Annotated in this window: 25 protein-coding genes; 2 read left to right on the plus strand and 23 right to left on the minus strand. The window is 38.0% G+C overall.

Translation table 11 applies throughout. The features are described 5' to 3' along the window. Positions 1-12: 12 nt before the first annotated feature. The 9 genes from ACJZU6_RS19175 to ACJZU6_RS19215 form a co-directional block, all read right to left on the minus strand. Positions 13-909 carry a DUF2861 family protein gene (locus ACJZU6_RS19175; protein WP_235865766.1) on the minus strand — a complete coding sequence of 299 codons (897 nt, stop codon included), beginning with the start codon at positions 907-909 and terminating at the stop codon, positions 13-15. A 19-nt stretch (positions 910-928) separates the two neighbouring features. Next, on the minus strand, positions 929-1,588 hold the full coding sequence (locus tag ACJZU6_RS19180) for a response regulator transcription factor (RefSeq protein WP_080155969.1): 660 nt from the start codon (positions 1,586-1,588) through the stop codon (positions 929-931). Further along, positions 1,563-3,002, minus strand: a complete 1,440-nt coding sequence (vxrA, locus tag ACJZU6_RS19185; protein WP_408901115.1) for a sensor histidine kinase VxrA — start codon at positions 3,000-3,002, stop codon at positions 1,563-1,565. The genes ACJZU6_RS19180 and vxrA overlap by 26 nt, the downstream gene beginning before the upstream one ends. 171 nt (positions 3,003-3,173) lie before the next feature. After that, the gene (gene pntB, locus ACJZU6_RS19190; RefSeq protein ID WP_408901116.1) at positions 3,174-4,550 is read right to left on the minus strand and encodes a Re/Si-specific NAD(P)(+) transhydrogenase subunit beta; all 1,377 of its coding nucleotides are present in this window, start codon (positions 4,548-4,550) and stop codon (positions 3,174-3,176) included. 10 nt (positions 4,551-4,560) lie between these two features. After that, positions 4,561-6,114 carry a Re/Si-specific NAD(P)(+) transhydrogenase subunit alpha gene (locus ACJZU6_RS19195; RefSeq protein ID WP_080155972.1) on the minus strand — a complete coding sequence of 518 codons (1,554 nt, stop codon included), beginning with the start codon at positions 6,112-6,114 and terminating at the stop codon, positions 4,561-4,563. A gap of 374 nt (positions 6,115-6,488) precedes the next feature. Then, complete coding sequence (locus tag ACJZU6_RS19200; protein ID WP_408901117.1) at positions 6,489-6,764, minus strand: HlyU family transcriptional regulator; 276 nt, start codon at positions 6,762-6,764, stop codon at positions 6,489-6,491. Between the two features lie 305 nt (positions 6,765-7,069). Continuing rightward, positions 7,070-7,264, minus strand: coding sequence for a hypothetical protein (locus ACJZU6_RS19205; protein WP_080155974.1), 195 nt, complete (start codon positions 7,262-7,264; stop codon positions 7,070-7,072). A 230-nt stretch (positions 7,265-7,494) separates the two neighbouring features. Next, a complete protein-coding gene (locus tag ACJZU6_RS19210) occupies positions 7,495-9,246 on the minus strand; it encodes a bifunctional metallophosphatase/5'-nucleotidase (protein ID WP_408901118.1) in 1,752 nt (583 codons plus the stop codon). Positions 9,247-9,480: 234 nt separating this feature from the next. Beyond that, a complete protein-coding gene (locus ACJZU6_RS19215; RefSeq protein ID WP_408901119.1) occupies positions 9,481-9,876 on the minus strand; it encodes a VOC family protein in 396 nt (131 codons plus the stop codon). 148 nt (positions 9,877-10,024) lie between these two features. Between ACJZU6_RS19215 and ACJZU6_RS19220 the strand changes: the two genes are divergently transcribed. Continuing rightward, entirely contained in the window at positions 10,025-11,698 is a 1,674-nt protein-coding gene (locus tag ACJZU6_RS19220) for a DUF2813 domain-containing protein (protein ID WP_408901120.1), read from the plus strand. 171 nt (positions 11,699-11,869) lie between these two features. Continuing rightward, a complete protein-coding gene (locus ACJZU6_RS19225; protein ID WP_408901121.1) occupies positions 11,870-12,868 on the plus strand; it encodes a diguanylate cyclase domain-containing protein in 999 nt (332 codons plus the stop codon). Between the two features lie 77 nt (positions 12,869-12,945). On the opposite strand, the gene ACJZU6_RS19230 is transcribed toward ACJZU6_RS19225, so the two are convergent. The 14 genes from ACJZU6_RS19230 to ACJZU6_RS19295 form a co-directional block, all read right to left on the minus strand. Next, the gene (locus tag ACJZU6_RS19230; RefSeq protein WP_080155979.1) at positions 12,946-13,500 is read right to left on the minus strand and encodes a DUF3833 domain-containing protein; all 555 of its coding nucleotides are present in this window, start codon (positions 13,498-13,500) and stop codon (positions 12,946-12,948) included. 53 nt (positions 13,501-13,553) lie between these two features. Further along, positions 13,554-14,051 (minus strand): hypothetical protein, encoded by a 498-nt coding sequence (locus ACJZU6_RS19235; RefSeq protein ID WP_408901122.1) that lies wholly within the window; start codon positions 14,049-14,051, stop codon positions 13,554-13,556. Then, on the minus strand, positions 14,048-14,563 hold the full coding sequence (locus ACJZU6_RS19240; RefSeq protein WP_107275558.1) for a DUF2878 family protein: 516 nt from the start codon (positions 14,561-14,563) through the stop codon (positions 14,048-14,050). The genes ACJZU6_RS19235 and ACJZU6_RS19240 overlap by 4 nt, the downstream gene beginning before the upstream one ends. Next, positions 14,563-15,801, minus strand: coding sequence for a class I SAM-dependent methyltransferase (locus tag ACJZU6_RS19245; RefSeq protein ID WP_408901123.1), 1,239 nt, complete (start codon positions 15,799-15,801; stop codon positions 14,563-14,565). Before ACJZU6_RS19245 ends, ACJZU6_RS19240 begins: the two co-directional genes overlap by 1 nt. A gap of 14 nt (positions 15,802-15,815) precedes the next feature. Continuing rightward, complete coding sequence (locus ACJZU6_RS19250) at positions 15,816-16,646, minus strand: DUF1365 domain-containing protein (RefSeq protein WP_408901124.1); 831 nt, start codon at positions 16,644-16,646, stop codon at positions 15,816-15,818. Beyond that, entirely contained in the window at positions 16,639-17,913 is a 1,275-nt protein-coding gene (locus ACJZU6_RS19255) for an NAD(P)/FAD-dependent oxidoreductase (protein WP_107275561.1), read from the minus strand. Before ACJZU6_RS19255 ends, ACJZU6_RS19250 begins: the two co-directional genes overlap by 8 nt. Next, complete coding sequence (locus ACJZU6_RS19260) at positions 17,910-18,656, minus strand: SDR family NAD(P)-dependent oxidoreductase (RefSeq protein WP_080155984.1); 747 nt, start codon at positions 18,654-18,656, stop codon at positions 17,910-17,912. Before ACJZU6_RS19260 ends, ACJZU6_RS19255 begins: the two co-directional genes overlap by 4 nt. After that, positions 18,653-19,090 (minus strand): nuclear transport factor 2 family protein, encoded by a 438-nt coding sequence (locus ACJZU6_RS19265; protein ID WP_080155985.1) that lies wholly within the window; start codon positions 19,088-19,090, stop codon positions 18,653-18,655. The genes ACJZU6_RS19260 and ACJZU6_RS19265 overlap by 4 nt, the downstream gene beginning before the upstream one ends. A 25-nt stretch (positions 19,091-19,115) precedes the next feature. Beyond that, a complete protein-coding gene (gene phrB, locus ACJZU6_RS19270) occupies positions 19,116-20,612 on the minus strand; it encodes a deoxyribodipyrimidine photo-lyase (RefSeq protein ID WP_408901125.1) in 1,497 nt (498 codons plus the stop codon). A gap of 25 nt (positions 20,613-20,637) precedes the next feature. Then, the gene (locus ACJZU6_RS19275; protein WP_408901126.1) at positions 20,638-21,438 is read right to left on the minus strand and encodes a MerR family transcriptional regulator; all 801 of its coding nucleotides are present in this window, start codon (positions 21,436-21,438) and stop codon (positions 20,638-20,640) included. Between the two features lie 46 nt (positions 21,439-21,484). After that, on the minus strand, positions 21,485-22,432 hold the full coding sequence (locus tag ACJZU6_RS19280) for a 2-thiouracil desulfurase family protein (protein ID WP_080155988.1): 948 nt from the start codon (positions 22,430-22,432) through the stop codon (positions 21,485-21,487). A gap of 197 nt (positions 22,433-22,629) precedes the next feature. Then, positions 22,630-23,217, minus strand: a complete 588-nt coding sequence (locus ACJZU6_RS19285; protein ID WP_080155989.1) for a YceI family protein — start codon at positions 23,215-23,217, stop codon at positions 22,630-22,632. A gap of 51 nt (positions 23,218-23,268) precedes the next feature. Beyond that, the gene (locus ACJZU6_RS19290; RefSeq protein WP_408901127.1) at positions 23,269-23,814 is read right to left on the minus strand and encodes a cytochrome b; all 546 of its coding nucleotides are present in this window, start codon (positions 23,812-23,814) and stop codon (positions 23,269-23,271) included. 166 nt (positions 23,815-23,980) lie between these two features. Beyond that, positions 23,981-25,075, minus strand: a complete 1,095-nt coding sequence (locus ACJZU6_RS19295) for a YdcF family protein (protein ID WP_107275566.1) — start codon at positions 25,073-25,075, stop codon at positions 23,981-23,983. Between the last annotated feature and the right edge of the window lie 78 nt (positions 25,076-25,153).

Below are 25,153 nucleotides of genomic sequence, written 5' to 3' on the forward strand. Positions count from 1 at the left end.
GTAGCCATTTTATTATCCATTATCTTCATCATCATCGCCAACATAGTCAACAGGGCGAGTGATTCGTTGAATGTCGAGGATTGAAATTTCACCTTGCCAGCGTGTTTTTACAACGCCAACACTGAGCCAATAACGCCCTTCAGGAAAGTTTAATTTCGGTAACGTTGTCGGCCAATCAGAATCTGATTCTTGACTCCAGATAGCGTGCCATGTTGTATCGTTAAGATCATACAGTTTCGTGCTTAATGTCGGTGCAGGACAATTACCACTATTCTTATTAATATTATCAATACGCCATGTTTTACTGTCTTTCCAACTGATCTCTTGTTTATCTGCTGGTGTGGTTAAAACAATCCATCCAACCCAAGCCGGTTTATTCACCGCTGTAATTGAGAGTTTATATAACCCCGCAGATACGGGTTCATCTAGCCGTTGTGACTCAACAGAAAAATAGCCACCATCATCAATAAATGGTGCACCTCGTAATAACGGTTTATTGGGCCATTTAGTCAGACTAATATTGGTGATATCACTACGTGTAAGACCAACAACAGATATCTTCAGCAGTTGCTGATTAAGATTTTGTTCTGCTTGGCGTTCAATCGATAACTTAGGAAGCCATGTTGGTAAAACTTTACGTTCGAGGCTATGGCCACAGTCTTCACTAATGGCTAAATTAAGTAATTGATCAAGATTATTGGCTTCAACACTATTAGGCGATTGTTGCCATGCTTGAATGATGGTTTGAAAAACAGCCGCGGTATCATCTTCAAGTAATTCTTTATGCGCCATCGTATAAAGATCTTTTGAAATGAACCAATCAGATGCAGCAAATGCACTCGATGAAAACAACGTCGAGTGCACTAACAATAATCCCATAAACCAGCGTTTTGGCTTATTTATTCTCATGGAACGCGGTACCTAAACCTTATGGTTTCATTCGGTACCCAACACCACGTAATGTTTCAATCTCGATATCAGGCAATTTTTGACGCAATTGCAGAATATGAGTATCAACAGTACGGGTTGTTGGGTAATGATTGTAGCCCCACACTTGATCTAATAGTTCATCACGAGTAAATACACGACCTGCATTTTTAGCCAGGAACACTAATAGTTCAAATTCGGTACGCGTTAATGTCACACTCTCATCACCGTGAAATACTTCACGACTTTCTTGGTTAATACGAATATTACCAACAGAGATGATATTAATGGCTGCCATATCGCCATCTTCACCACGTAGATGCACACGCACTCGTGCTAAAAGCTCTTCTTCAGCAAAAGGCTTGGTTAAATAATCTTTTGCACCTGAATCTAACCCGATCACTTTATCATTGATAGAAACCATTGCTGTTAATAAAATAACAGGAACATATTTCTTCTTTAACCAACCTGATAAGTAATCAAGCGAATCACCTTCTGGTAATTGACGATCAAGTACAACAAGATCTGCATCACGCCATAATGCATCAACTTTAGTGGCACAATCAGCATATAAGCAATTGTATCCAGCTTGCTTTAAGCAATCGAGTAAACCATCAGCAAGGTTCCGGTCATCTTCAACCAGCAGCAGAGTTTGATTCACACGGAATCTCCAAAATAAACGTTGTAGGTGGACCAATAAGTTTCATTCGCCCCCCCATTCTATGAATCATCGATTCAACAATTGTTAAACCCAAACCTAAGCCTTGAGAACTAACAAATGGTTTTCTTAAACGAGACCAATCTTTTGTACTCAGTTGCCCTTCATCTTGAACAACTAATTTCAAAGTCCCATTTTTATACGATGACGATAAGCTAACAGGCACTACGCCATATTTATGAGCATTGGATAGTAGGTTATCAAGACAGGTTCCTAGCCAATAAATATTAACAAGGACACTTCTATCTTCTTCTAATTTTAGTATAACGCCATATTTTTCAGCAATATAACCTAACCATTCATTTAATGACTCTACGTTTTGAACACTTAACTGTTGTTGATTTGCTTGAAGGTAATCTTTACTCGCTTCTGCCAATTGACGGAGTCGACGAGAATCTTCAGTTAAACGGCGGAATTCGTCATATAACCCTTCAGGCAATTCGTCAAAATGACGTCTAAAACCTTCAACTGTCATTGCTAAACTTGCAATAGGTGTTCGTAATTCATGGGTTAATATTTGTAATACTAACATACGCTCTTCCATCGTTCGACGACGGATGCGGAATCGATAAATCACCCAACTCAATAGCAAACCAGCATTCATCACAAGTAAACCTATTAATAAATAGTAGGTTACATATGATTTATTATCTTCTCGCCAACAAATATTACCATTTTTCGCAAGACAAAAGTCATTTTCATCTAAGCGTTTAAAATGTAATTGATAGCGATTAAGCATTTTCGTCCATGTTACTTGGCCAAAAACACGGTATTCATTATCATTACGAACCCAAAGTTCGCCATTTGATATAAAAAATTGCGCACCAGAAATAAATGCATGGATCTCATCATTATTCATTCGCTGCAATCGGCCTAAAATCGTTGTTGCCGCTGCAATTGGGCGTTCTTTTATATGCAAATACTTACTATATTTTATCGCCATATTCGGATGTTTTTGAATATAACGGTAAGCATAACTACCACCACCGGGGTGAATGTACCCTGAACGTACAAACCAACTCGACGGTAATTTTGTTTTAAAACAGATAGCACGAGTAAATACGACTGGCTGAGTAACCAATGGTGATAACGGCCATGGTCCCTTACAATTTAATGAATTATGGTACAACTGACGTAATGCATCCAGTGGATATTCATTCGTTTGCGGTAATAACGTTTCAGGTATTAATAAGGGTCCTGGGTATAAGCTCTGAAGTTTACGAAAATCGTATGTTGCTAAAGGCTTATGTTTCAATAGATCAGAACGAACCGCATTTAACCGTTCTGGAAATGTTTGGGCTTCCGCGAATGATGCAGAAGAAAAAAATAAAGAAAAGACTAACACATACGTTTTCATGCTTGTAGCTTAACATTGTAGAACCGTGTTTTGTCAAAAAAATGTCAGAGCAGCAATTACTTAAAACAATAGCCTTTACCTATAACATTTAAATTTAAAATACATTCTATTTATTTATTGAAAAAAAAAACCACTCAACCCTGAGTGGCTTTAATTATAGTACGGATATTTTTATAAATGTTCAAGAATAGATAGACATGACGCTTTCGCATCACCAAATAACATTTGGCTATTTTCTTTAAAGAACAATGGGTTTTGAACGCCCGCATACCCCGTATTCATTGAACGTTTAAATACAATTACATTACTTGCATTCCACACTTCAAGAACAGGCATACCAGCAATTGGACTATTTGGATCTTCCATTGCCGCAGGGTTTACGGTGTCGTTAGCACCAATAACTAATACCACATCAGTTTTAGGGAAATCGTCATTGATTTCATCCATTTCTAATACGATATCATATGGTACTTTTGCTTCCGCAAGTAATACGTTCATGTGACCAGGCAAACGTCCTGCAACAGGGTGAATACCAAATCGAACGTCTATACCTTGTGCACGCAGTTTATCAGTGATCTCATGTACAGGGTATTGAGCTTGTGCAACCGCCATACCGTATCCAGGAGTGATAATAACTGACTTAGCATCTTTTAGTAATTCAGCCACTTCTTCTGCTGTTGTCTCACGGTGTTCACCATATTCTTCATCTGACGCAGGTGCTGCACCATCAGAACCAAATCCTCCGGCAATAACACTCACAAAAGAGCGATTCATCGCTTTACACATAATGTAAGAAAGGATGGCGCCCGAAGAACCAACTAATGCACCCGTTACAATCAGAAGGTCGTTTGCAAGCATGAAACCGGCTGCCGCTGCTGCCCAACCTGAGTATGAGTTAAGCATTGACACTACCACTGGCATATCTGCACCACCGATAGAGGCAACCAAGTGGTAACCAAATGCAAATGCAATCAATGTGACTAGGATCAATGCCACCATTGAGCCTTCAGCTTTCACAAACCACACTAGCAATGCAGCAGAAACAAGTAATGCTACAAGGTTAAGTTTATGGCGATGTGGCAACTGAAGTGCAGATGATGACACTAAGCCTCGTAACTTAGCAAAAGCGACCAATGAACCGGTAAAGGTAACTGCACCAATGAATACACCAAGGAATACTTCCACTAAGTGAATATTAAGCAGTGCGCCTTCTAGCGGTTGATGGTGTAAAAAAGTATTAAAACCAACCAGTACCGCTGCCATACCAACAAAGCTATGAAGCATTGCAACGAGCTCTGGCATTTCGGTCATTTCTACTTTTTTAGCGTAGAAAATACCAATTGCACCACCAATAATCATTGCCAGAATGATCCAAACTGTCGCTTGCGAATCTGGTCCAAAAATAGTGGCTACTAATGCAATCGCCATACCCGCAATACCGAAGTAATTACCTTTTCGTGCGGTTTCTTGCTTGGACAGTCCAGCAAGTGACATGATAAACAATACGGCAGCAACAATGTATGCCGCTTGTACGATTCCTGCAGACATGTATTACTCCTTATTTATCTTTACGGAACATTTCTAGCATACGTTTAGTGACGGTAAAGCCACCAAAAATATTGATACTAGCAATGAGAACAGCAACAAAAGCCAACACGGATACGATTCCGGAGCCTTGTCCTATTTGGAGTAATGCACCTACAATAATGATGCCTGAAATTGCGTTTGTTACTGACATAAGTGGTGTATGTAAAGAGTGGCTAACGTTCCATACAACGTAATAACCAACCACACATGACAATACAAATACAGTGAAGTGAGCAAGGAACTCAGGTGGCGAGTAATGACCAACCCATGCAAATAATGCAATACCTGCTGCCATCATGCCGTATTTCTTTATCGGTGACATAGGCTCAGCTTTTTTAGGCTGTACTTTCTCTACCGTTTTCGGTTTTTGCGCAACTGCAGAAACTTTAATTGGTGGCGCAGGCCATGTGACTTCACCCGCTTTAATAACGGTTAAACCACGTAAGACTTCATCATCAAAGTTAATATCAATCGTGCCGTCTTTTTCTTTACACAGTAGTTTTAATAAATTAACTAAGTTAGTGCCGTATAGTTGCGACGCTTGTGTCGGTAAACGGCCAACCATATCGGTGTAACCAATAATTTTAACGCCATTTGCAGTCGTAATAACTTTATCGGCTTCAGTGTAAGCACAGTTGCCCCCATTTGCTGCCGCTAAATCAACGATCACACTGCCCGACTTCATCGAGTCAACCATTTCTTTAGTGATCAATTTAGGTGCAGGACGACCAGGAATCAGTGCTGTTGTGATGATAATATCAACATCTTTCGCTTGCTCTGCATATAAACGCTCAGCCGCTTGGTTGAATTCATCAGACATTTCTTTAGCGTAGCCATCACCCGTCGAAGTATCTTCTTTAAAATCGACTTCGAGGAATTCTGCGCCCATTGATTCAACTTGCTCTTTCACCTCAGGGCGAACATCAAACGAGCGAACAATCGCACCTAAACTTCCTGCAGCACCGATAGCAGCAAGACCGGCGACGCCAGCACCCGCCACTAACACTTTTGCAGGTGGCACTTTACCTGCGGCAGTAATTTGACCTGTAAAGAAACGACCAAATTCATGGGCGGCTTCAACAACAGCACGATAACCTGCAATATTCGCCATTGAGCTTAATGCATCTAAGGCTTGCGCACGTGAAATACGTGGCACTGAATCCATCGCCATGACATTAATGTCTTTAGTGGCTAGCTTTTCTAATAATTCAGCGTTTTGCGCCGGCCAAATAAAGCTAACTAGGCTCGCACCCTCTTTTATTAAATCAAACTCATCAATGCCTGTAGCTGGATTCACCTGTGGAGCATTCACTTTTAAAATAAGATCAGCTTGCCATACGGCTTCAGTTGTTGCTAATTCAGCACCAGCAGCTTCAAAAGCAGCATCATCAAAGCTCGCTAATGCACCCGCTCCATGTTCAACAACAACGCTGAACCCCATTTTTAATAACTGCTCAACCGTTTTAGGTGTGGCAGCAACTCGCGTTTCATTCGCGAGGACCTCTTTTGGTACACCAATCTGCATTATTATTCCCTGAACATTGGCTATAGATAAATATTTTGTATCGAACCTTAAAAGCAATAGCAAGCTTTTTACAGTTAAAAACAAAAAATTCCACAAATTTCATTAACAAATAACATTATTGTCATTTTTTCATGAAATATAAGCACCTTTTCATCCATGACAAAGAGGTTAAAAAATATGTATTACATAATGTTAGTCATATTAACTAAGTCAAAAAAACAACTCAGCAAATATATCTATTAATCTTGCTTTAAACGTATTAAAAACAAAATATATTTAACAAAATAGCAACACTTAGCTACTTATTTTTAGTGCTAAAAATAAGATACCCAGCAACAAGCACGATTGCAATGAAATATGTTGTATATGTGGATTTATTTAAACATTCGCTCACCCGTTTGATCGATAAACATTTGTGCTTTTTTTAACATAAATGTTTCAGCATCAACACGTGACGGTAAAATATCAGAACGTATAAAGTAGTGTGTCTGCATTGTGTCATTGATTTGTTTACAAATACGCCCAGCAATACGAAACTGCCCACCTTCCTTTTGAGGCTCGGGATAAATCAAATAACCATTATATTCAATGGGTTCAATTATTGTTTCAGTTGTGGCCTTTTTACCAAATAACCAAGAAAATAATCCCATTACTACCTCATGTTAATTTATCAATCGTCGCTTTATTAATCTAAGGCTATGTTTTATCCATGATACCTCTAGCCTCAAACACACTAACTTCTATTTTTACTTATCAATATAAACTATTTTTATATCATAAAATCAATACTATATGCTTTTATCTTTATCGAACTTTAGTTTCTAAATCAAGATATTATGACACCATTATTACAGGCACAAAAAAACCAGCACATTAGCTGGTTTCTTATTTTCTCTATTCGTAAGCAAAGCAATCAAACTGCTTACCTACTTATACCATTAACCATAAAAAGTAATTAACGGTAAAGACCAATATCTTTTTGAATATGTAATGGTAAATCAGAAACATTACGTAATGTTGGCGTTGAAACTGAACGGCTAAATAGAATATCACGAGCGTGGACGAGTAGGCCTTTCAACGTCAATGAATACGTTTTTTGATCATTCATTACTGCTGTTGGAATAGAATCGAAATCAAATACCTGTGCCATACTGCCTCTTCGGATTAGCCGTTATCAATGGGATTGGCAGCATAATAGCGTAATGCTAAAGCGCTTTAACAATGACATTATTTAGTAATTAGGATTAGATAATCTAATCTAAAATACTAAAAACAAATAGATACCACCAGCACAGAATATCTCACTAAAAAAGCTAAAACACGCCATATTAACAGTGATTAATGCGGTTTTTTAACTCATAAAATAATAACTAATAAGGGTCAATTCTCACGGTTATCACATGGAATAAATACCGTTAAATTTTCACTTGGTTTATCAAACGTGCACTGCTGTTTTGCAAAGGCTTCAAATGCATCAGCCATTGTGACATTAAGGGCTTGAGGCTCTGTTACATAATCAAGCAAGGGAGCATATCCTTCTTTACCTGCCGCGGTATACCCTGATGACACAGAGGTATAAACAGCATCATCATCAACCGCCAACCATTGCCCATTAGTGTAATATTCTAAGCTTTCAATCCGTTGACCGCTTGGCGCACCACAACGATACACATAACGTAAATCTGCCACATAAGGAAAACTACCGTCACCCGTTCCTTCAATGTCATTATTAGTCGCATTATCAATCGCACCTTCAAGCGCTTGACGAATACGTAATCCACGTACGCTATACATCATAATCCCAATCGCAAACGGTAATAATCGTCCCGCTACATCAGCAGGCGTTATCTCTCCTGGATTAAATGAACACCTTACGCCACCAGCATTATGAATACCGAAATCAACATGATGACCAAGCTCTCTCGCTTGCCAAACAAAACTTTTTACCACCCAAGGCGCAATATCACTCGGGCCTTTTGCATCCGGAACTCTAATATGACGAAGAGGTTCATTAATAGACGCGATTTTATCCGTTTGCAATGCGCGCACAGCTGGACGGTAATGTTGATTTAGAATGTCTTCTATGCGTGGATCTTTTACCACAAACCGAATATTGGGCTGATTTAATAAATAATCACGAACTTTATTATGGTTATCATGATCTAAATGTTGAGTCCGCCCTGCATCAATCGTAAATTTACGTCCAAGTAGGAGTTGATTACACCCGGTCGCACTTTCTACACGACCATCAGCACTAAACGCGATGGTTAATTGACCAAGAGCTAACGCATTACAACCAGCTTGAACAACGCAAGTATTATTAACCATGAAGGCATAAGTATCTGTTTTACCATATCCAACATTAGTAAAATCGCCTTGCATCGTATGAGAATGACCGCCAATAATGGCACCAATACCCTCAACCTCTTGGGCTAATGATAAATCACGGTCGTAGCCTAAATGACTTAACACAATAATTTTATTAATGCCTTTTTCTTTAAGCAATGCAATTGTATTTTTAGTCACCGTTGCTACATTACGAAAAGATGTATCAGGATCAGGATTCGCTATTCCCGCCATATTTTCAATCGCTAAACCAAAAATAGCCACGGGCTCACCATGCACATTCTTTATCAAATAATGCGCTGATTGTGTCGCATTATCATAAGCATAAACATTGTCTTTATTACGCAGAGGATTACGCTTTGTTTGATCTTCTTGCGATAAATCCCAATTGCCAGCTAATAATGGAAACGCCGTATGATCAAGAAAATCAGCAACAATGTCATTACCCATATCAAGTTCATGATTACCTAATGCCATTGCCTCAACACCAATAGCATTGAGCAAAACTGCATTAGCCATACCTTTATAAAGCGAAAAATACAATGTGCCTTGAAAACAATCACCCGCATGTAAGAACATAAATTCACGTTGATGAAGTAATGCTTCACGCTTAATTTCAGTCACCACAGAACAAAGACGTGAAAAACCGCCACAACTGGCATAAACCGATGTCTCTGAATTTAATACATCAGGTGAAAGTGATAAGGAAATCGCAGAAGGCTCAAAATTAGAGTGTGTATCATTAATATGAGCAAAAGTGATTGTTGCTGCGTGATTAACAGTCATAATAATTTCAGTTCCTCCAGAACCATCGGTATTACCTAACGACTGATTTATAACGCTCACAGCATTACAAAAATAAAGTTCGTCACTAAATAAGAAACCAAATTACATACAATGACATAAATATGAGATCTTTATCAAAATATACCATCTTTTCAGGAAAAACACTGAGTGAATAGCCTCTTAACACAATAGTGCTCATTTTTATTCACTCAGTGAAGATAACATTCTTAATTATTACAGGTAGCGACCATGGCGTTGTAGAAATTCAATTTTGTAACCGTCAGGATCTTGAACAAAGAAAAATTTAGCCAATAAAACACCATCTCGAAAAAATTCTTTAATTTCTGCAGGATTGTAAGCTAATGCCACCAAGTTTTGATGCTCAGCTTCAAGATCATCCACAGCAACGGCAATGTGACCATAACCTGTACCATGTGTATAAGGTTCCGTTGTCCCCTCATTCCATGTTAATTCAAGTTCCATGTCATTTTCATCATTGCGTAAGTACACCAAACTAAAACCATCAAAATCTAGTCGTTGTGCAATATCTAAGTTTAATGCTTTTTTATAGAACTCTAGTGATACGTCAAGATCAATAACACGAATCATAGAGTGAATAATTTTAGCCATCTGATCGTCCTTTATAATTGTTTTCGTTAAAAATTCATGCGGACTATAGTATCTTTTTTAATTTGAACATTGTATCAATAATGTGAGCAAAACGATCCCTTTCTAATAATCTCTGCGCTATGTTGTAAAGAAAGAAGAAGGAAAAATCATGCATTTAGAACGTATTGAAATCGCGGGTTTTCGAGGTATCAAACGATTGTCACTGTCATTTGATGAATTAACCGTTCTTATCGGAGAAAATGCATGGGGGAAATCATCACTGCTGGATGCGTTAAGCTTGGCCTTATGCCCAAGTGCTGAATTTTACGAAATGAAGTTCTCTGACTTCCATATTGATCATGCTATGGGCCATGAGCGTACATCTTCCCTACAGATAGTTCTTCGTTGGCATGAAGATTATCAAGGTGAATACCGTGCTCGACGTTATCGTGCTTTTGATCCTTTCTGGAATGAACAACATCATTTAAAACATCTTTATGTTCAGATCGATAGTCACATCAAAAACGATAAAATTATCACTCACCGTCATTTTTTACATACTGATGGTCATATTATTCAACATCCAGATACCGATAAGTTTTTACGTCAATTAATGGTCTTGCATCCAATCGTAAGAATTCGTGACGCGCGCCAATTAGAATATGGTAATACCTCTACAATTCCTACACACAATGCTACCACTGTACCACCAGCAAAAAATCGAGAATCCGAACGTATTCAGCGCCGGCTTGATAATACATGCCGCCGTTTAATGACACAGCCTGGGCATGTGAGCGCGGCTGAAATAAAAAGTAGTATTAACACATTACGTTCATTAGTTGATCACTACTTTGCCTTTGCACCACATACCCGTACAAAAGCCGAGCCTCATACTTACTATCCATTAGAAAATCAATATGACGATCAATGTCTCAATCCGTTTGATCAACTTGTACAACCTAGAATGACCAAACAAGCGAAATTAATTTTAATGGGCCTACTTAACGCTTATATTCGTGCCCGCGGTCCCGTTGATCTAAAACGTATATCGCGCCCAATCATGATCTTAGAAGATCCTGAAGGACGATTGCACCCTATCATGCTCCATCAAGCGTGGGCATTTATACAAAATATGCCGATGCAAAAAGTATTAACAACCAATAGTCCTGAACTATTGAGTGTCGTTCCACTAACAGCCATTAAACGTCTACAGCGAACACCACAAAAAACGGTGGTGCATGGCGTAAATAATGGTGAACTTAATAAAGATGATATTCGTAAAGTCACCTTTCATGTCCGTATGCATCGCCCGAGTGCGTTTTATGCACGCGTCTGGCTTCTTGTTGAAGGAGAGACGGAAGTATGGCTCTTTAATGAAATGGCACACCTCACTGGACATAACCTTGTCGCTGAAGGTATTCATGTGATTGAGTTTGCTCAAAGCGGGCTAAAACCACTGATTAAGCTTGCTCGTTTATTAGGGATTGAATGGCATCTTGTCGCTGATGGCGATCCTGCAGGACGAAAGTATGCCGATAAAGTGAGAGCATTATTGAATAATGACAGCGAACGCGAGCGTTTAACCGTGCTCCCCGCGAAAGACATTGAACATTTCCTCTTTAAAAAAGGTTACGAGCCCTTATTTCGCCAACTTGCTAATATTTCAGATAATGACCAAATACCCATTCGAAAAATCATTTATCGCGCCTTAAAAAAACATGCCAAGCCTGATGTCGCTTTAGCTATCGTACAATATACTCGTGAGTCAGATTCAGACAAAATGCCATTATTAATTCGTTGGGTGTTAAAAAGAGTAATAATAATGGCAAGAGGTATAGTTTAAATGAATGAATACACTTATATTAAATGAATATATATAAGTTATTTAATGATAGATCACGAAATAAATATAATTATAAATAAATAGCATTCCTATTATTCATAATAATTAGTATAGTATGTTTCATAAAGGGATTTTAATTATTAATTATATCTATACCATTAGGAATATAATGTGTCAGCTGAATTAATTACAGCATATCGTTCATTTAACAAAATACTGAAACGTTTACCGGTAGATAAATCGCTGGCAGACATGCTATCTCAAGTCATTGAACTAACAGAAGAAACCTTTAATAGTCGTCAAACATCGATCTTTCTTTATGATGATAATGAAAAAAAATTCACCCCATTTATAAATAAAGACAGCCATTCAATCTGTAATGAACGTTTTATGGTTAATCCGGCTCAAATACATTTTGAACACATCTGTGCAAAAAATAAACTTATTATATCCGAAAACATAACTAGCGCTAATGAATACCGTGAATATTACAGCCTTAAGACTATTAATAACTTTAATTTTTGTTACGGCCAACCTATTTTATCATCACAAAATAAAATTTTAGGTATTATATATTCTCATTGTCCTCATCATTCTTCAATGACAGATAATGAATGTGAATTGCTTGATATGGCAGCAACCGTTTGTTCTATCTCAATAGAGAAAAACATGAAAGAACAAGAGCTTGATTATCTAGCTTCATATGATTTCTTGACTAATATTTGGAATCGTCGTGCGTTCTATCATCAAATAAATCAAGCTATTATCAATATAAAACGAAAAAATGAATACCTTATTATTTTCTATCTTGATATCAACAAATTCAAGATGATCAATGATAAATATGGACATCATTTTGGTGATCGCATTCTAAAGAAATATGCCTCTAAACTACGGAAAATCAGTAATGATACAACCGGTGTGGCTCGTTTAGGGGGCGATGAATTTATTGTTTACAGTGAAGTAAGCACTCTGGTCGATGCCAACATAAAAAAAAGAGAGGTTTTATCTGAATTACAACAAATAGAAATAGATGGTGTTTCTATTACGGCATCTATTGGTTCATATTGTATTCATTCAAAAAATATAAATAACACTAACATTGACAGTCTAATTCATAATGCAGATATGTCTATGTATAGCAACAAACATTTGTCACAGTCATGTTAGTCATATTTAAAAATATCACCAGTGCCGTATTATTTTATTGTCTCTCTTTTTCGTTTTTATAAAATAAGGGGGATTTATTATTTTTGAAAAAACAATGTCACAGAACCGACAGTGATCCCCCATTTTTTCATTTTAGCCACATTAAATAACTGATTATTATCTTGATAGAACATCCAATCTTCAAAGTTAATATGGTATGTCGTGCCGTCAATATCCATCGCTAATACATATTGCCAATGTAAAGCATTCCCTTTCTCATAACCAACGGCTTCACCGACAACATCATCAGCAGTACCAATATACTGACCATTGGCTTGTTTCGTAATCGTCCATACCCGTTGTTGGGTTTCTTTATCATCAAAAACAAAATCCTCAGTAAGCACCAGTTTATTGCCAGTAATCACACCATTGAGTTCAACACTAAATCGGCGTACTTGCTGCCCTTTATAATCTTGCACCATTCCCCAGGCTTGACTCCGTCCTTCAAAGAACTGAAATAAATTAAACTTAGGTTCAGCATGTTCGTAATCTTCAATCGAGGCAGTACACCCGTTGAGTAACAATGCTAATACGCATCCAAGTAACCACTGTAAGGTGATGTATGAGGTCTGATAAATAGAATGAGAAGCCATAATCTGTTCCTCTTAACTTGCTATAGTCAATAATCAGTGTATATAACCTAGGCTTACTGACCAATGAGCTGCAAGCGTAACTTAGGGTATGCAGTGTCGGTTGATAACCAAATTCCAATAAAAGCGTTACTTAATGCTGTAGACAGTGGTTTACCGAGCGGTTTTCCTGCTTGATAAAAACGGCCCTCGGTCGCATTTTTTACAAACACTAACCTATCGCCCTGTTTTACGTTCGGCCATTGTTGCGCTAACTGATGAAGCCATTGCTGTCGTTGTTGTGACGAAATACCTAAATGTTGCCATTGCTTATCTGTTGCAATAAGAAGATCTTCTTTATCAATATCGCGTAAATAACGAATAATCAGAGCCAAATTTGGATCACTTGCAACATATTTACCCGATGGGGTTTTAAGTTGGGCGATATATATCTGCCACCAGCCCCATTTGAGTGTTGATTCCCCCACCGTCGGCCATGTATACCATGCTGAAGCCTGCACTGATGAGCAGAAAAAAGTCGTCATCAACAGTAATGCCATTAAAGAACTTTTCATACTGATCCTCTTTTGCTCATTCGCCGTAATAACCACAGTAAATAACCACTATAGATGCTCCAGACAAGTGCAATACCTATAAACGTAACAAGTTCACCATAAGGCCATATCACCGCACCTAATGTTAATCCCGTCCAATAACTGACAGCGCCACCAAGACTACCGCCAATAATCACGCCCCATAGTGGTAACCTTTGAACTTGCTCACGCATAATCCACACCATTGAGGTAAACCCTAGCCATAATAAGATTAGCCATAACGGTATAAAATAGCCAAAAGGTGCAAACAACGGATCAGTAGGCAAAGGAAATTGCATCACTCCTAATTGAAACAGAATGTAATCGCCACCAATACCAATAACACTTGCCAATAACGCGTAAGGAAAACAGCGACGATAGAATAACCAACAACCAATAAGCAGTGACATCAATAGCGTCACATACTGGTATTGCCCCCATACGGCGAGTAACCAAAACAGATTAAACCCAAGGCCTATCGCAAGATATTTCATTATTCACGCCACTGAGGACGACTAGCAACTAACTGAATGGTACTGATACTGCGTTCCAGAAATCCCCCTTCGCAATAACAGAAATAGTAGCGCCACATACGCATAAACCGTTCGTCATAACCGTAGTGGTGTAAGACTTCACTGTTTTTATTAAACATGACATGCCAATCAGCTAATGTTTTCGCGTAATCTAAACCAATATCTTTAATATCACGTGTTATAAAATCACTGTGTGATGTTAATTGTGACTGTAATACACTAATTGATGGCAGGAACCCACCGGGAAAGATATGTTTTTGAATAAAATCAACATCTTTGCTATAGCTTTTATAACGTTGATCAGCAATGGTTATGGCTTGAATAGCAAACAAACCATTAGGTTTAAGTAATGATTGGCATTTCTTAATATACGTGGATAAGTACTGCTTACCGACGGCTTCAATCATTTCAATTGACACTAATTTGTCATATTGACCCGTTAAATCACGGTAGTCTTCCAATAATAAAGTGATCTTATGCTCAAGACCTGCTTGTTTAACTTTCTCTTGCGCCCATTGGTATTGTTCCTTAGAAAGGGTCGTAGTAGTGACATCGCAACCATAATGCTGCGCCGCATAAATTGCCATTCCCCCCCAACCCGTGCCTATCTCTAAGAGATGATCATGCTCTGTCAGCCGTAGTTGATCACATAATCTTGCCATTTTATTAATTTGAGCCTGAGCAAGCGTATCTGATGCAGTTAAATACACACCCGCGGAATATAGCATTCTGTCATCAAGAAAATGTCGATATAAATCATTACCTAAATCGTAGTGCGCCGAAATGTTATCTTTCGCATTATCTTGACTGTTTCTGCGTGAAAAATGGTGAAATTGTTTAATTAACCGAGTTATCCAACCAACTTTAGCTTCTATTTTATCTAGCGTCGTCATATTGCGAGCCAGAATACGCACCACATTGGTTAAATCAGGACTATCCCACCAACCATCAATATACGCCTCACCAGCGCCAATACTGCCATCAGTTAATAAACGTTTATAGAAATGAGGATGTATAACTGTAATACTCGCTTGCAAACTTGCTTGCTTATCGCCAAAGAAATGGGTATCTCCGCCTTGTTCTGACAATGTTAACCCAACATCTGATAGCTGACGTAATATCGTAAAAATTAATCGACGTGACCGATCATGATTAAATAAACCTGTTGATGTTGCCGGCTCTAACTCACTTCTAAGCATAGTTTATTCCCTTACTATTCATTGTCATGATGAGGATGATCATAAATTGGTGCCCCTTTACGCCACAATTTAAAGGCTTGCCAATATATCCCTACCACTACTTTAATCGTCATCATTGGTGTAACGAACAAATGCCGTAGTAAAATTGCAGTCGTAAATGGCTGCTTTTGCATCGCTAATGTGGCATCAAAGACTTTTGTTGGAACCTCAACGTTATGATTGCTATTTTCATCAAACCTTTTTTCACACTCTCGATGAAAGCTATCTTTTTTAGAATGTACCTCCAAATGAATCTTGACAATGCTATCAGGGATGGACAACTGCCAAACATAATCTTGATCCATAGGATTAAACGGGGAGACATGAAACGCTTTGTCATCAATAAAATGCTTTTGTTGCCAATATTGCTTGGCGGGGATCGCATAATAATGACGTTGATTCCAAGGTGTATTACTCACTTCAGCGAGAACATATTGCCAACATCCTTGTTGGTCAAAAACGTAATACATATTCAATGGACTAAAATACAATCCACCATAACGTAGATGACATAACATGCTGACCTTGCCACTGATACGCTCACCCGTCAGTTCAAAAATTTTATTCTCAACTGACAAGTTAATATTTTCAGCACCACCAATATAGTCTTGACGACGAAAGCGAGCAAAATGAAACCATGACCGCCCAAAACACGTTACCCTGTCACATAATGTATCAATTTCATCAACGTCGAGATACACCATAAACATTGAATAGCGAAAACGGTGCAATACGGGTGTAAAGCGTCGATGCCTAACATGGCCACTATAAATGCCACTATTGATAATAGGCACAACCTTACTCATACGCATTTACACCATCGGCATGTGTTATTGCCTCAATAACATCTAACGCACTTTTAACGCCATCTTCATGAAATCCGTTATACCAATAAGCACCACAGAACCATGTATTATCTAGACCATTAATCAAATGCCGTTGTTGTTGCGCTTTAATACTACTGAGATTAAACACCGGATGAGCATAAGTAAATTGGCGTAATATCTTACTGGGATCGATAGCTTGCGTTTGATTTAACGTGACACAAAATGTTTCAGGAGCATCAATACCTTGTAGAATATTCATATTATAAGTTAAGGCAGGAAGCTGGTGGAGTGACCCATTATCCGTTAATGGTAAATGATAATTCCATGAGGCCCATGCAGCTTTCGCATCAGGTAAAATGCTGGCATCAGTGTGTAAGACAACATCATTATCTTGATATGCCATGGCTGATAACACCTGTTGTTCATTTACAGTACTATCAGCTAACAGCGCTAATGCTTGATCGCTATGGCATGCAAAAATAACATGATCAAAAACGTCCACACTGTTATTAACGGTGATGTGAATTTGCTCATTAATACGACTCACCTGCTGTACAGGAGAATTTAATCGAACGCAGGGGCCAATTTCTAACAATATTCGTTGCACATATTCACGTGAGCCACCAGGAATGACATACCACTGTGGACGATTAACAATATCAAGTAAGCCATGATTTAAGAAAAAACGCAGAAAAAAACCTAATGGTATATTGCGCATATCGGCCAATGATGATGACCAAATTGCAGCGCCCATCGGTAAAATATAATTCTCCGTAAAATAATCACTCAAACCATGCTGTTGTAAAAAATCACCTAACGTTTGCTGTTGCTCAATATCTTCATAAGCCGTTTGTTTTGCCAAGCGATTAAATTTAGTGATTTCATATAAGAAGTGAAAAAACTGTGGTTTAAATAGATTCTTTTTCTGAGCAAACAGTGAACTCAACCCATGACCATTATATTCCAAGCCATTATTTTCATTATGAACACTAAAACTCATTTCACTGGCTTGTCTTTCAATATCAAGCTCTGTTAATAACTGTTCAAAATTAGGGTATGTACGATCGTTAAAAACAATAAACCCCGTATCAATGGCGTATCGACCACTCGCAACCTCAACATCTACTGTTGCTGTATGCCCACCAGCATAATCATTGGCTTCAAATAACGTAATACTATGTTGATGGCGTAAATACCATGCTGAAGTTAACCCTGAAATCCCGGATCCTATAATTGCTATTTTCATGACGCATTCCTTGTCATCCGTTGAATAATAATTCGCTGTAAAGCAACAGGAAATAAAGCAATCGCTTTCAGTAATAAGGTGAATTTTATCGGAAAATGTATTTCTGCTTGTTGCTTCTCAATACCTTGACGTATCTTAAGGGATGCATATTCACAGCTAACAATCATCGGCATTGGAAAGTCATTTTTATTGGTAAGCGGTGTTGCAACAAATCCTGGGTTAACCAAAGTAACCGTCTTAACCTTGTCTTTTAAATCTATCGCTAATCCATTAGCTAAGTAAGATAGAGCTGCTTTTGAAGCGCCATAAGCTTCAGCACGGGGTAAAGCGGTATAAGCAGCAGATGAACTAATAAAGACCAAATGTGTTGTAGCGGTAAATCGAGATTGCATTGCATCTAAACAGTGAATAATGCCAAAAAAATTGACCTCAAATACACGCTTAAATACATCACTCTCAATCACACCATTATCGATATATTCACAAGTGCCAGCATTTAAAATAATGTAATCAGGTAATGTTTCAATTTCGGCTAAAACTTGCCTTGTTTGCTCAAGATTGGTGACATCAAAAACTAACGGGGTTATTTTTCCTATCGAGGTTGCATCAAGGTTAGTGACTAATTGTTCAAGTCGTCGTTGATTTTGACCACAAGCATAAACATGCCAACCACTATTCGCATAATCTGTTGCTAACTGCTGACCAATGCCTGAGCTTGCACCGGTAATAAGTACCTGTTTCATTGGCCTAACCTCGTTTTAATAGACGTAATGACATAACCAATAACAGGTAGCCCTTCATATAGCATCGCCCCTAAATCAAAAAAATCACGATGATAAATGATCTGTTGCTGTTTAATGGTTAGCTGAGTACAACCGTCTAAGGTGCGTTGCTTCCCTTGCTGTAACTTTGGATGAGAAAAAATCATTGTCCATTGTAAAAACGCACAATCGCCATCAACAACCGCTTGATTTATAGTAAAATTACAATAATTAATATTACTGTAAAGCGTGGTAAAATAATGCTGCAATGCGTCAATACCAACAACATGGTGGGCAGGATCTTCAAATACAATCTCTGAGTGATAGACATCATTGAGCAGTAATAAATTGTCTTTATTAAGCTGACAATAAACCTCAATAAACCTATTAATTACTGTGTTATTGGTTGTAACCATAATAATGTCCTTATTATTATTCTATTTATGCCTCACGCTGGTTGTCATACTCAGTTTTAGCTTGCTTATAACTCTCAATCGCTAACAACCGCATTTGTTTATGATCAACAATCGGCAACGGATAATTCACACAACCAAAACCAGACCATAATGATGGTGCATGGATATATTTATCAGGAACGGATTCAAGTTCGGGGATCCATTGGCGAATAAACTCCCCTTTGGGATCAAACCGTTCACTTTGCGTGGTGGGATTAAAGACTCGAAAATACGGTTGAGCATCAGTTCCCGTTGATGCAGCCCATTGCCAGCCGCCATTATTTGAGGCTAATTCACCATCAATCAGCTGCTGCATAAACCACTGTTCACCAATGCGCCAATCACACAACATATCTTTAGTTAAAAAGCTTGCAGTGATCATCCGTAATCGATTATGCATCCAACCTGTTGTTGCCAGTTGTCGCATTGCTGCATCCACCAGCGGAAATCCGGTTTGTCCTTGTTGCCAAGCATGAACATGATCGCTATTTTCTAACCATTGCACATTATCTGTATATAACTGAAAAGGTTGGTTTTTACTTAAACGTTCATCACTATCAAGCAAGTGATTGTAAAACTCACGCCACACCACTTCACTTAACCAGACAAAAGCACCATTATCTTTATTTATTTCAACACATTGCGGTAAAGTTTGTAGTAAAGCAGCTAAACACTGACGGGCAGACAAAGCACCAATGGCCAAATAAGGAGATAAACAACTGGTACCATCAATGGCAGGAAAGTCACGTTGTTGCTGATAATATTCAGCTTTAGTTTCACAAAACATCTGTAATCGTTGTTGAATAGTTCCTTCATCAACCGGCCATAAGACACTGTCTTGTTTGAGGTAATTAAAGGTTTGAAGATTACAGTTAGCGTCAATATTGCCCGCAAGAAGATCAGCACATTGCGCACTAGAGGTTACGGTGTCACTATTAGTAACGGGCTGATAATTATGCATTAAAAACTGCGTTAACCATGCATTTCGGTATGGTGTAAAAACCTTATACATTTGTTGTTGTTTCGTAACCACGCTACCTGGAGGTAAGACACAAAAATCATCACTGCAATACCACTGTTTATTTTGCATTAATAAAGCATGCTCTACCGCACGATCTCGTTGTTTTTCATTCCAACCATACTGGCGATTACAATACACTGCATTAATTTGGTATTGCTGACACAAGTTAAGAATAATGTCAGTTGCCGCAGAAAAATCATCCCCTTCAAGGATTAATAATGGAATATTGATATCATTAAACTGTTGCTTAACAACTTGCAATCTGCGCTCAATTAAATCAATTTGCCGTCCTGAAACATAATGTTGATACCACTGCATTGGGGTTGCAATATAAACTGCAATAATAGGTAAACCAGACGCTATGGCCCGATTTAAAGCGGTGTTATCCGTAACTCGTAAATCAGCCCGCAGCCATACTAATGCATGACCCGTTATTGTTGATAATTGAGGCTCAGTATTCATTCTATTATCCCTATGGCATGTGCTATTACAGTCCGTGAATTATTTTTATACTGCCAACAAAATACAGCTTCACGCCTGTTTCTTGTTGCACCATGTCAATATCAGCCAGTTGACGTCGACTAAGTTTAGTCTCGCCCACGATCACAAGATTAACGATATTACGTTCACGTATACACGCAGAGAGACCCGTTAATCGTCCTGATAAATTTGGCATAATAGTGACACCGTCACCTTTATAGCACCATGCTAGCCCTTGTTGCCAAATCTTATAACTGTTGCATTTATCAAAACTAATCAATAAGCACGTTAGTTTCTTTTCATTGTTTATTTTGGTAATAATATTAATAAAACAGACAGTTAAAACAGATATCCACAAACTTTTTTGTATTGAATATAAAGGATTATCTTGATGCTCAATAACAGCACTCACCTCGGGTAATAAGCGCTGTTGAATCACCTCATAGGGATAAATTTTTAACGCTTCATTAATTAAACGTTCTAATTTAAACCCATTTAATGCTTGTACTGCGGCAATAATATCGTCCGTAATGTCTAATACTTGCTGTCGCTCTAATATTGGATCAGCATCGCCAGCTAACAAGGGTTTCACTTTTCCAATAGAAACCCCTTTAGCTAACCAATTAAGGATCAATTTAATTTTACTTATGTCGCTTTCAGTGTATAAACGGTGACCTTGAGAGGTACGTTGAGGGACCAAAAGACCATAACGACGTTGCCATGCTCTTAATGTTACAGCGTTAACCCCTGTAACATCAGAAACCTCACTGATTGTAAATAATTTAGTATCTTCAGTAAGATCACCCATAAAACCTCTTAAAAATAATTACAACTATCACTAATACCTACTGATTTTACAATGCATAACGTAACTTCAAACTTTCAGGATAAAGATCTAAATATGCTTGATCAGCGAGATAACTATCAGGATAAACCGTTAGGTGGTGGTTAATCAGAGTTAATGGTGCAATTAATGGTAAAAGCCCTTCTCTATAGCGCATAATGACATCACGCAATTCGGCTTTTTGAGGTTTATCAAGATCACGCTTAAAATACCCCTGAATATGCATTAATACATTGGTGTTATTTTTACGGCTAGCTCTATTTTTTAATGCATCCATTAAGCGTTGGCGGTATTCAACAAAGAAAGCATTCAAGTCATCCCACTTATGAATATCAGAAACAAAAGGGCCTAATACGCGATAAGATTGTGGATCATGCGCCATCAAACACAATTTATAGCGAGAATGAAATTTAATAATATTATCGCGTGTTATTCCCCCTGCAATAGAACGGTATAAATCATCAAGCGCATAAATACGGAAGATGAAATTTTCACGTAATACAGGGTCTTGTAAGCGACCATCTTCTTCAATCGGTAACCACGGCATTTTATCCATCAACCGCTGGGTAAAAATACCGACGGCTCCCCCTGGGATTGAATTACCATTATCTAGATATAATTTCACTCGCTCCATACCACAGGTTGGTGATTTAGCACAAACAATATAACCGCGTAAATCGTTAAAGCTGGGGATTTGATTATCTGCAAATGCAACCATATCATCTGTATAATCAAGGGTATGATCTTTAGTACCAACCAAAGCAATACGATCACCGTTATCTTGTAAACGAATCGTAGGTCGTGGAACGGTCATTCCAATACCAACCTCTGGACACACTGGCTTAAAGTCAAAATATTCACTCAATTCTTCGTCAGCAAAACGGTTACGCTTATGCCCACCATCGAACCGTACTTTTTGTCCCAATACACAAGCACTAATACCAACAGGAATTCCCATATTGCCTCCAAACCAGTACAACAAGTTGTACAAATGTTAAAAGTTGTATAGTTAATGTAGCCAAAATAAATTGGTTGTACAACTTTTTTTGTTGTACAACTAAATGACAAAAGTATTAGTAAACAATAACTCTAAATTACAGCCATAAAAAAACGACCATCAGGCCGTTTCATCATGTATTGTTTTTTACTCATTGGCTAAAGACGAATCCCCTCAACATTTAACTCTAATTCAACTATCGTAGACGCGGGACCTAAATCTGTTTCAATATTATAATCTTTCAACGCAATCATTGTTGTACCAACAAAACCTCGGCGATAGCCGCCCCATGGATCATTACCAGCACCAATATTCTTAACATCAATCGTGACAGGTTTTGTCACTCCATTTAAGGTTAAATCTCCTATCATAGTAGCTTTACCATTACCGAGGTCTTTAAAAGAGCGACTGACAAAATTCGCCTGAGGAAACTTATCTACATTTAAAAAATCTTTGCTACGCAGATGCTTATCACGCTCTGCATGGTTTGAATCTACACTTGCTGTTTCAATATTGACTGTCACTTTTGATGCTTCAGGTTGATTTTCATCATAACTAAACTGGCCATCAAATGTATTAAAGCGCCCCACTAACCAGCTGTATCCTAGATGCTGAATTCGAAATTGAATAGAAGCGTGAGAGCCAGAAGTATCTATTTTATAATCGTCAGCTAAAGCGACAGAAGATACACATGCCGCGGCCAATAATGTTACAGAAATCAAAGAGGTTAAAAGGCATTTTTTCATCATAATCTCCATTCATGTTGTGATATGTCTAATCAAATAAATCCATTATTGTTAAGCTTTACCTAGCATGCGCTTTAATGTGTCATCTTTATCTAAAAAGTGATGTTTTATCGCACCAATAGCATGCAATAGTGTTAAACCGATCAGTGTACAAGCACCATACCAATGAATAGTACCAGCGATATCTTCTTGATTTTTAATATTTGTTAACGTTGCAGGCATATCAAATAAACCGAAAACACTAATAGCACGTCCATCTGCGGTTGAAATCAGATACCCACTAAGCATCACTATCATTAACACACCATACAGTGCCCAGTGTGTGTATTTTGCAAGCCATTTCTCCCATTTTGCATGGGTTGAAATAGCCACAGGTGAAGCCGTTAACATTCTAAATATCAGCCTAATCCCTACAAAAAATAATAAGATCAAACCAATACTCTTATGTGTGTCTGGTGCTGTTTTATACCAAGCATGATAATAATTTAATTCAACCATCCACCAGCCAAGAGCAAATAACCCCATTACGGTTAATGCAACGAGCCAATGAAGCCATATAATAACGGGATGCCAGTTCTTATGCGGTCCACTTTTCACGACTATCTACTCTTTCCAAATCAAAATTCTAAATACGCGATCAAATCCTTGCTTAAATAATAACCAAATTAAACCATTCTATGCGTTTTTTATCGTTATTTTTATTTGAGTAAAAAAAAGCGATCATCAAGATCGCTTTAATTTACTACATAGAAACTCACTAATATTATCTTTGCTCTAAAGGATATGAACGATAACTCCACATTCCATAAACACGTAAAGCATCACGATAGATCCCTAACAACTCACCATCAGTTGGAACTTTAAGTTCTTCTAATGGACGATCGTTAGCAGCATAGGTATCAAATAAAATCCCTTTAGGGCCCGTTTGCCAGCTCGCCACTTCAAATAAAGCTTGTCCTCGACGAACATGACTTGCAGAACTAATAATTGTTGCATGATCAATATCATGACGAGCTAAGGCATAACTGCTGTATAGTGCGTTTTCCACCGTACTTCTCGCGTAATTATCTTCAATAATACGAGATTTTTTTATCCCATTTTTTACCAGCCAATCAGCCATCAACTTACCTTCAGTCTTGTGATTCTTAGGTACGCCACCAGTCACTATGATGTAAGTATTAGGATCGCTTTTCGCCATCGCGAGCGTTGCATTTAATCTATCAATTAAGATTTCATTCATACTACCATCAGGATTTAAAGCATAACCCAAAGTAATAATGGCATTATTGCCTTTCGCTGGTTTTTTAATTTTATTACTTAATGGCGTCGCAACGATTCTATCAATGGTAGACATGATTTTTTTCAAATCAGCAACACGCCCATTATTTAGCTGTTCTAACGCATTTAAATGTTTGGTTACTTCGCTTTTATTACCTTTAAAATTTTGCCAAATAACAAGATATGAATGCGCATCAACATCATCAGGTGCTACATCTAATATTTGAGTAAACAGTTCAATAGCCCGGTCAACATTACTGTTATAAATCTGAGCATTAGCCGCAGAAAATAATAAATCAACACGATAAGGTTCAAGTTTATAAGCATCAAGTAAATTGTTCGTGATCATCTCTACATTGCTTGGCATTTTTGCCGTAAAGCCAGCATGAGAAATACGGGCTGGATTTTTAAATATTTGGTAAGCATCATTCAGTAATTGATCAACCACCTGACGTTGAGAGGTCATTTCGGTGAAATTAGTCTGTGGTTGAACCGCATCTAATGCAGCCATGCTTGGCGCTGAATAAAAAGAGCTAGAAAGGATAGCGACCAAAGAAAGAGTTAAGAATGTGCGTTTCATAATAAATCCAACAGTAAAACAAAAAACATATTTTATGTTCTATAAGGTTGCTTTTTTGTGCATAACATCGTGTTTCTT

The organism is Photobacterium piscicola, assembly GCF_046058925.1.
In the GTDB taxonomy this organism is placed as follows: domain Bacteria; phylum Pseudomonadota; class Gammaproteobacteria; order Enterobacterales; family Vibrionaceae; genus Photobacterium; species Photobacterium piscicola.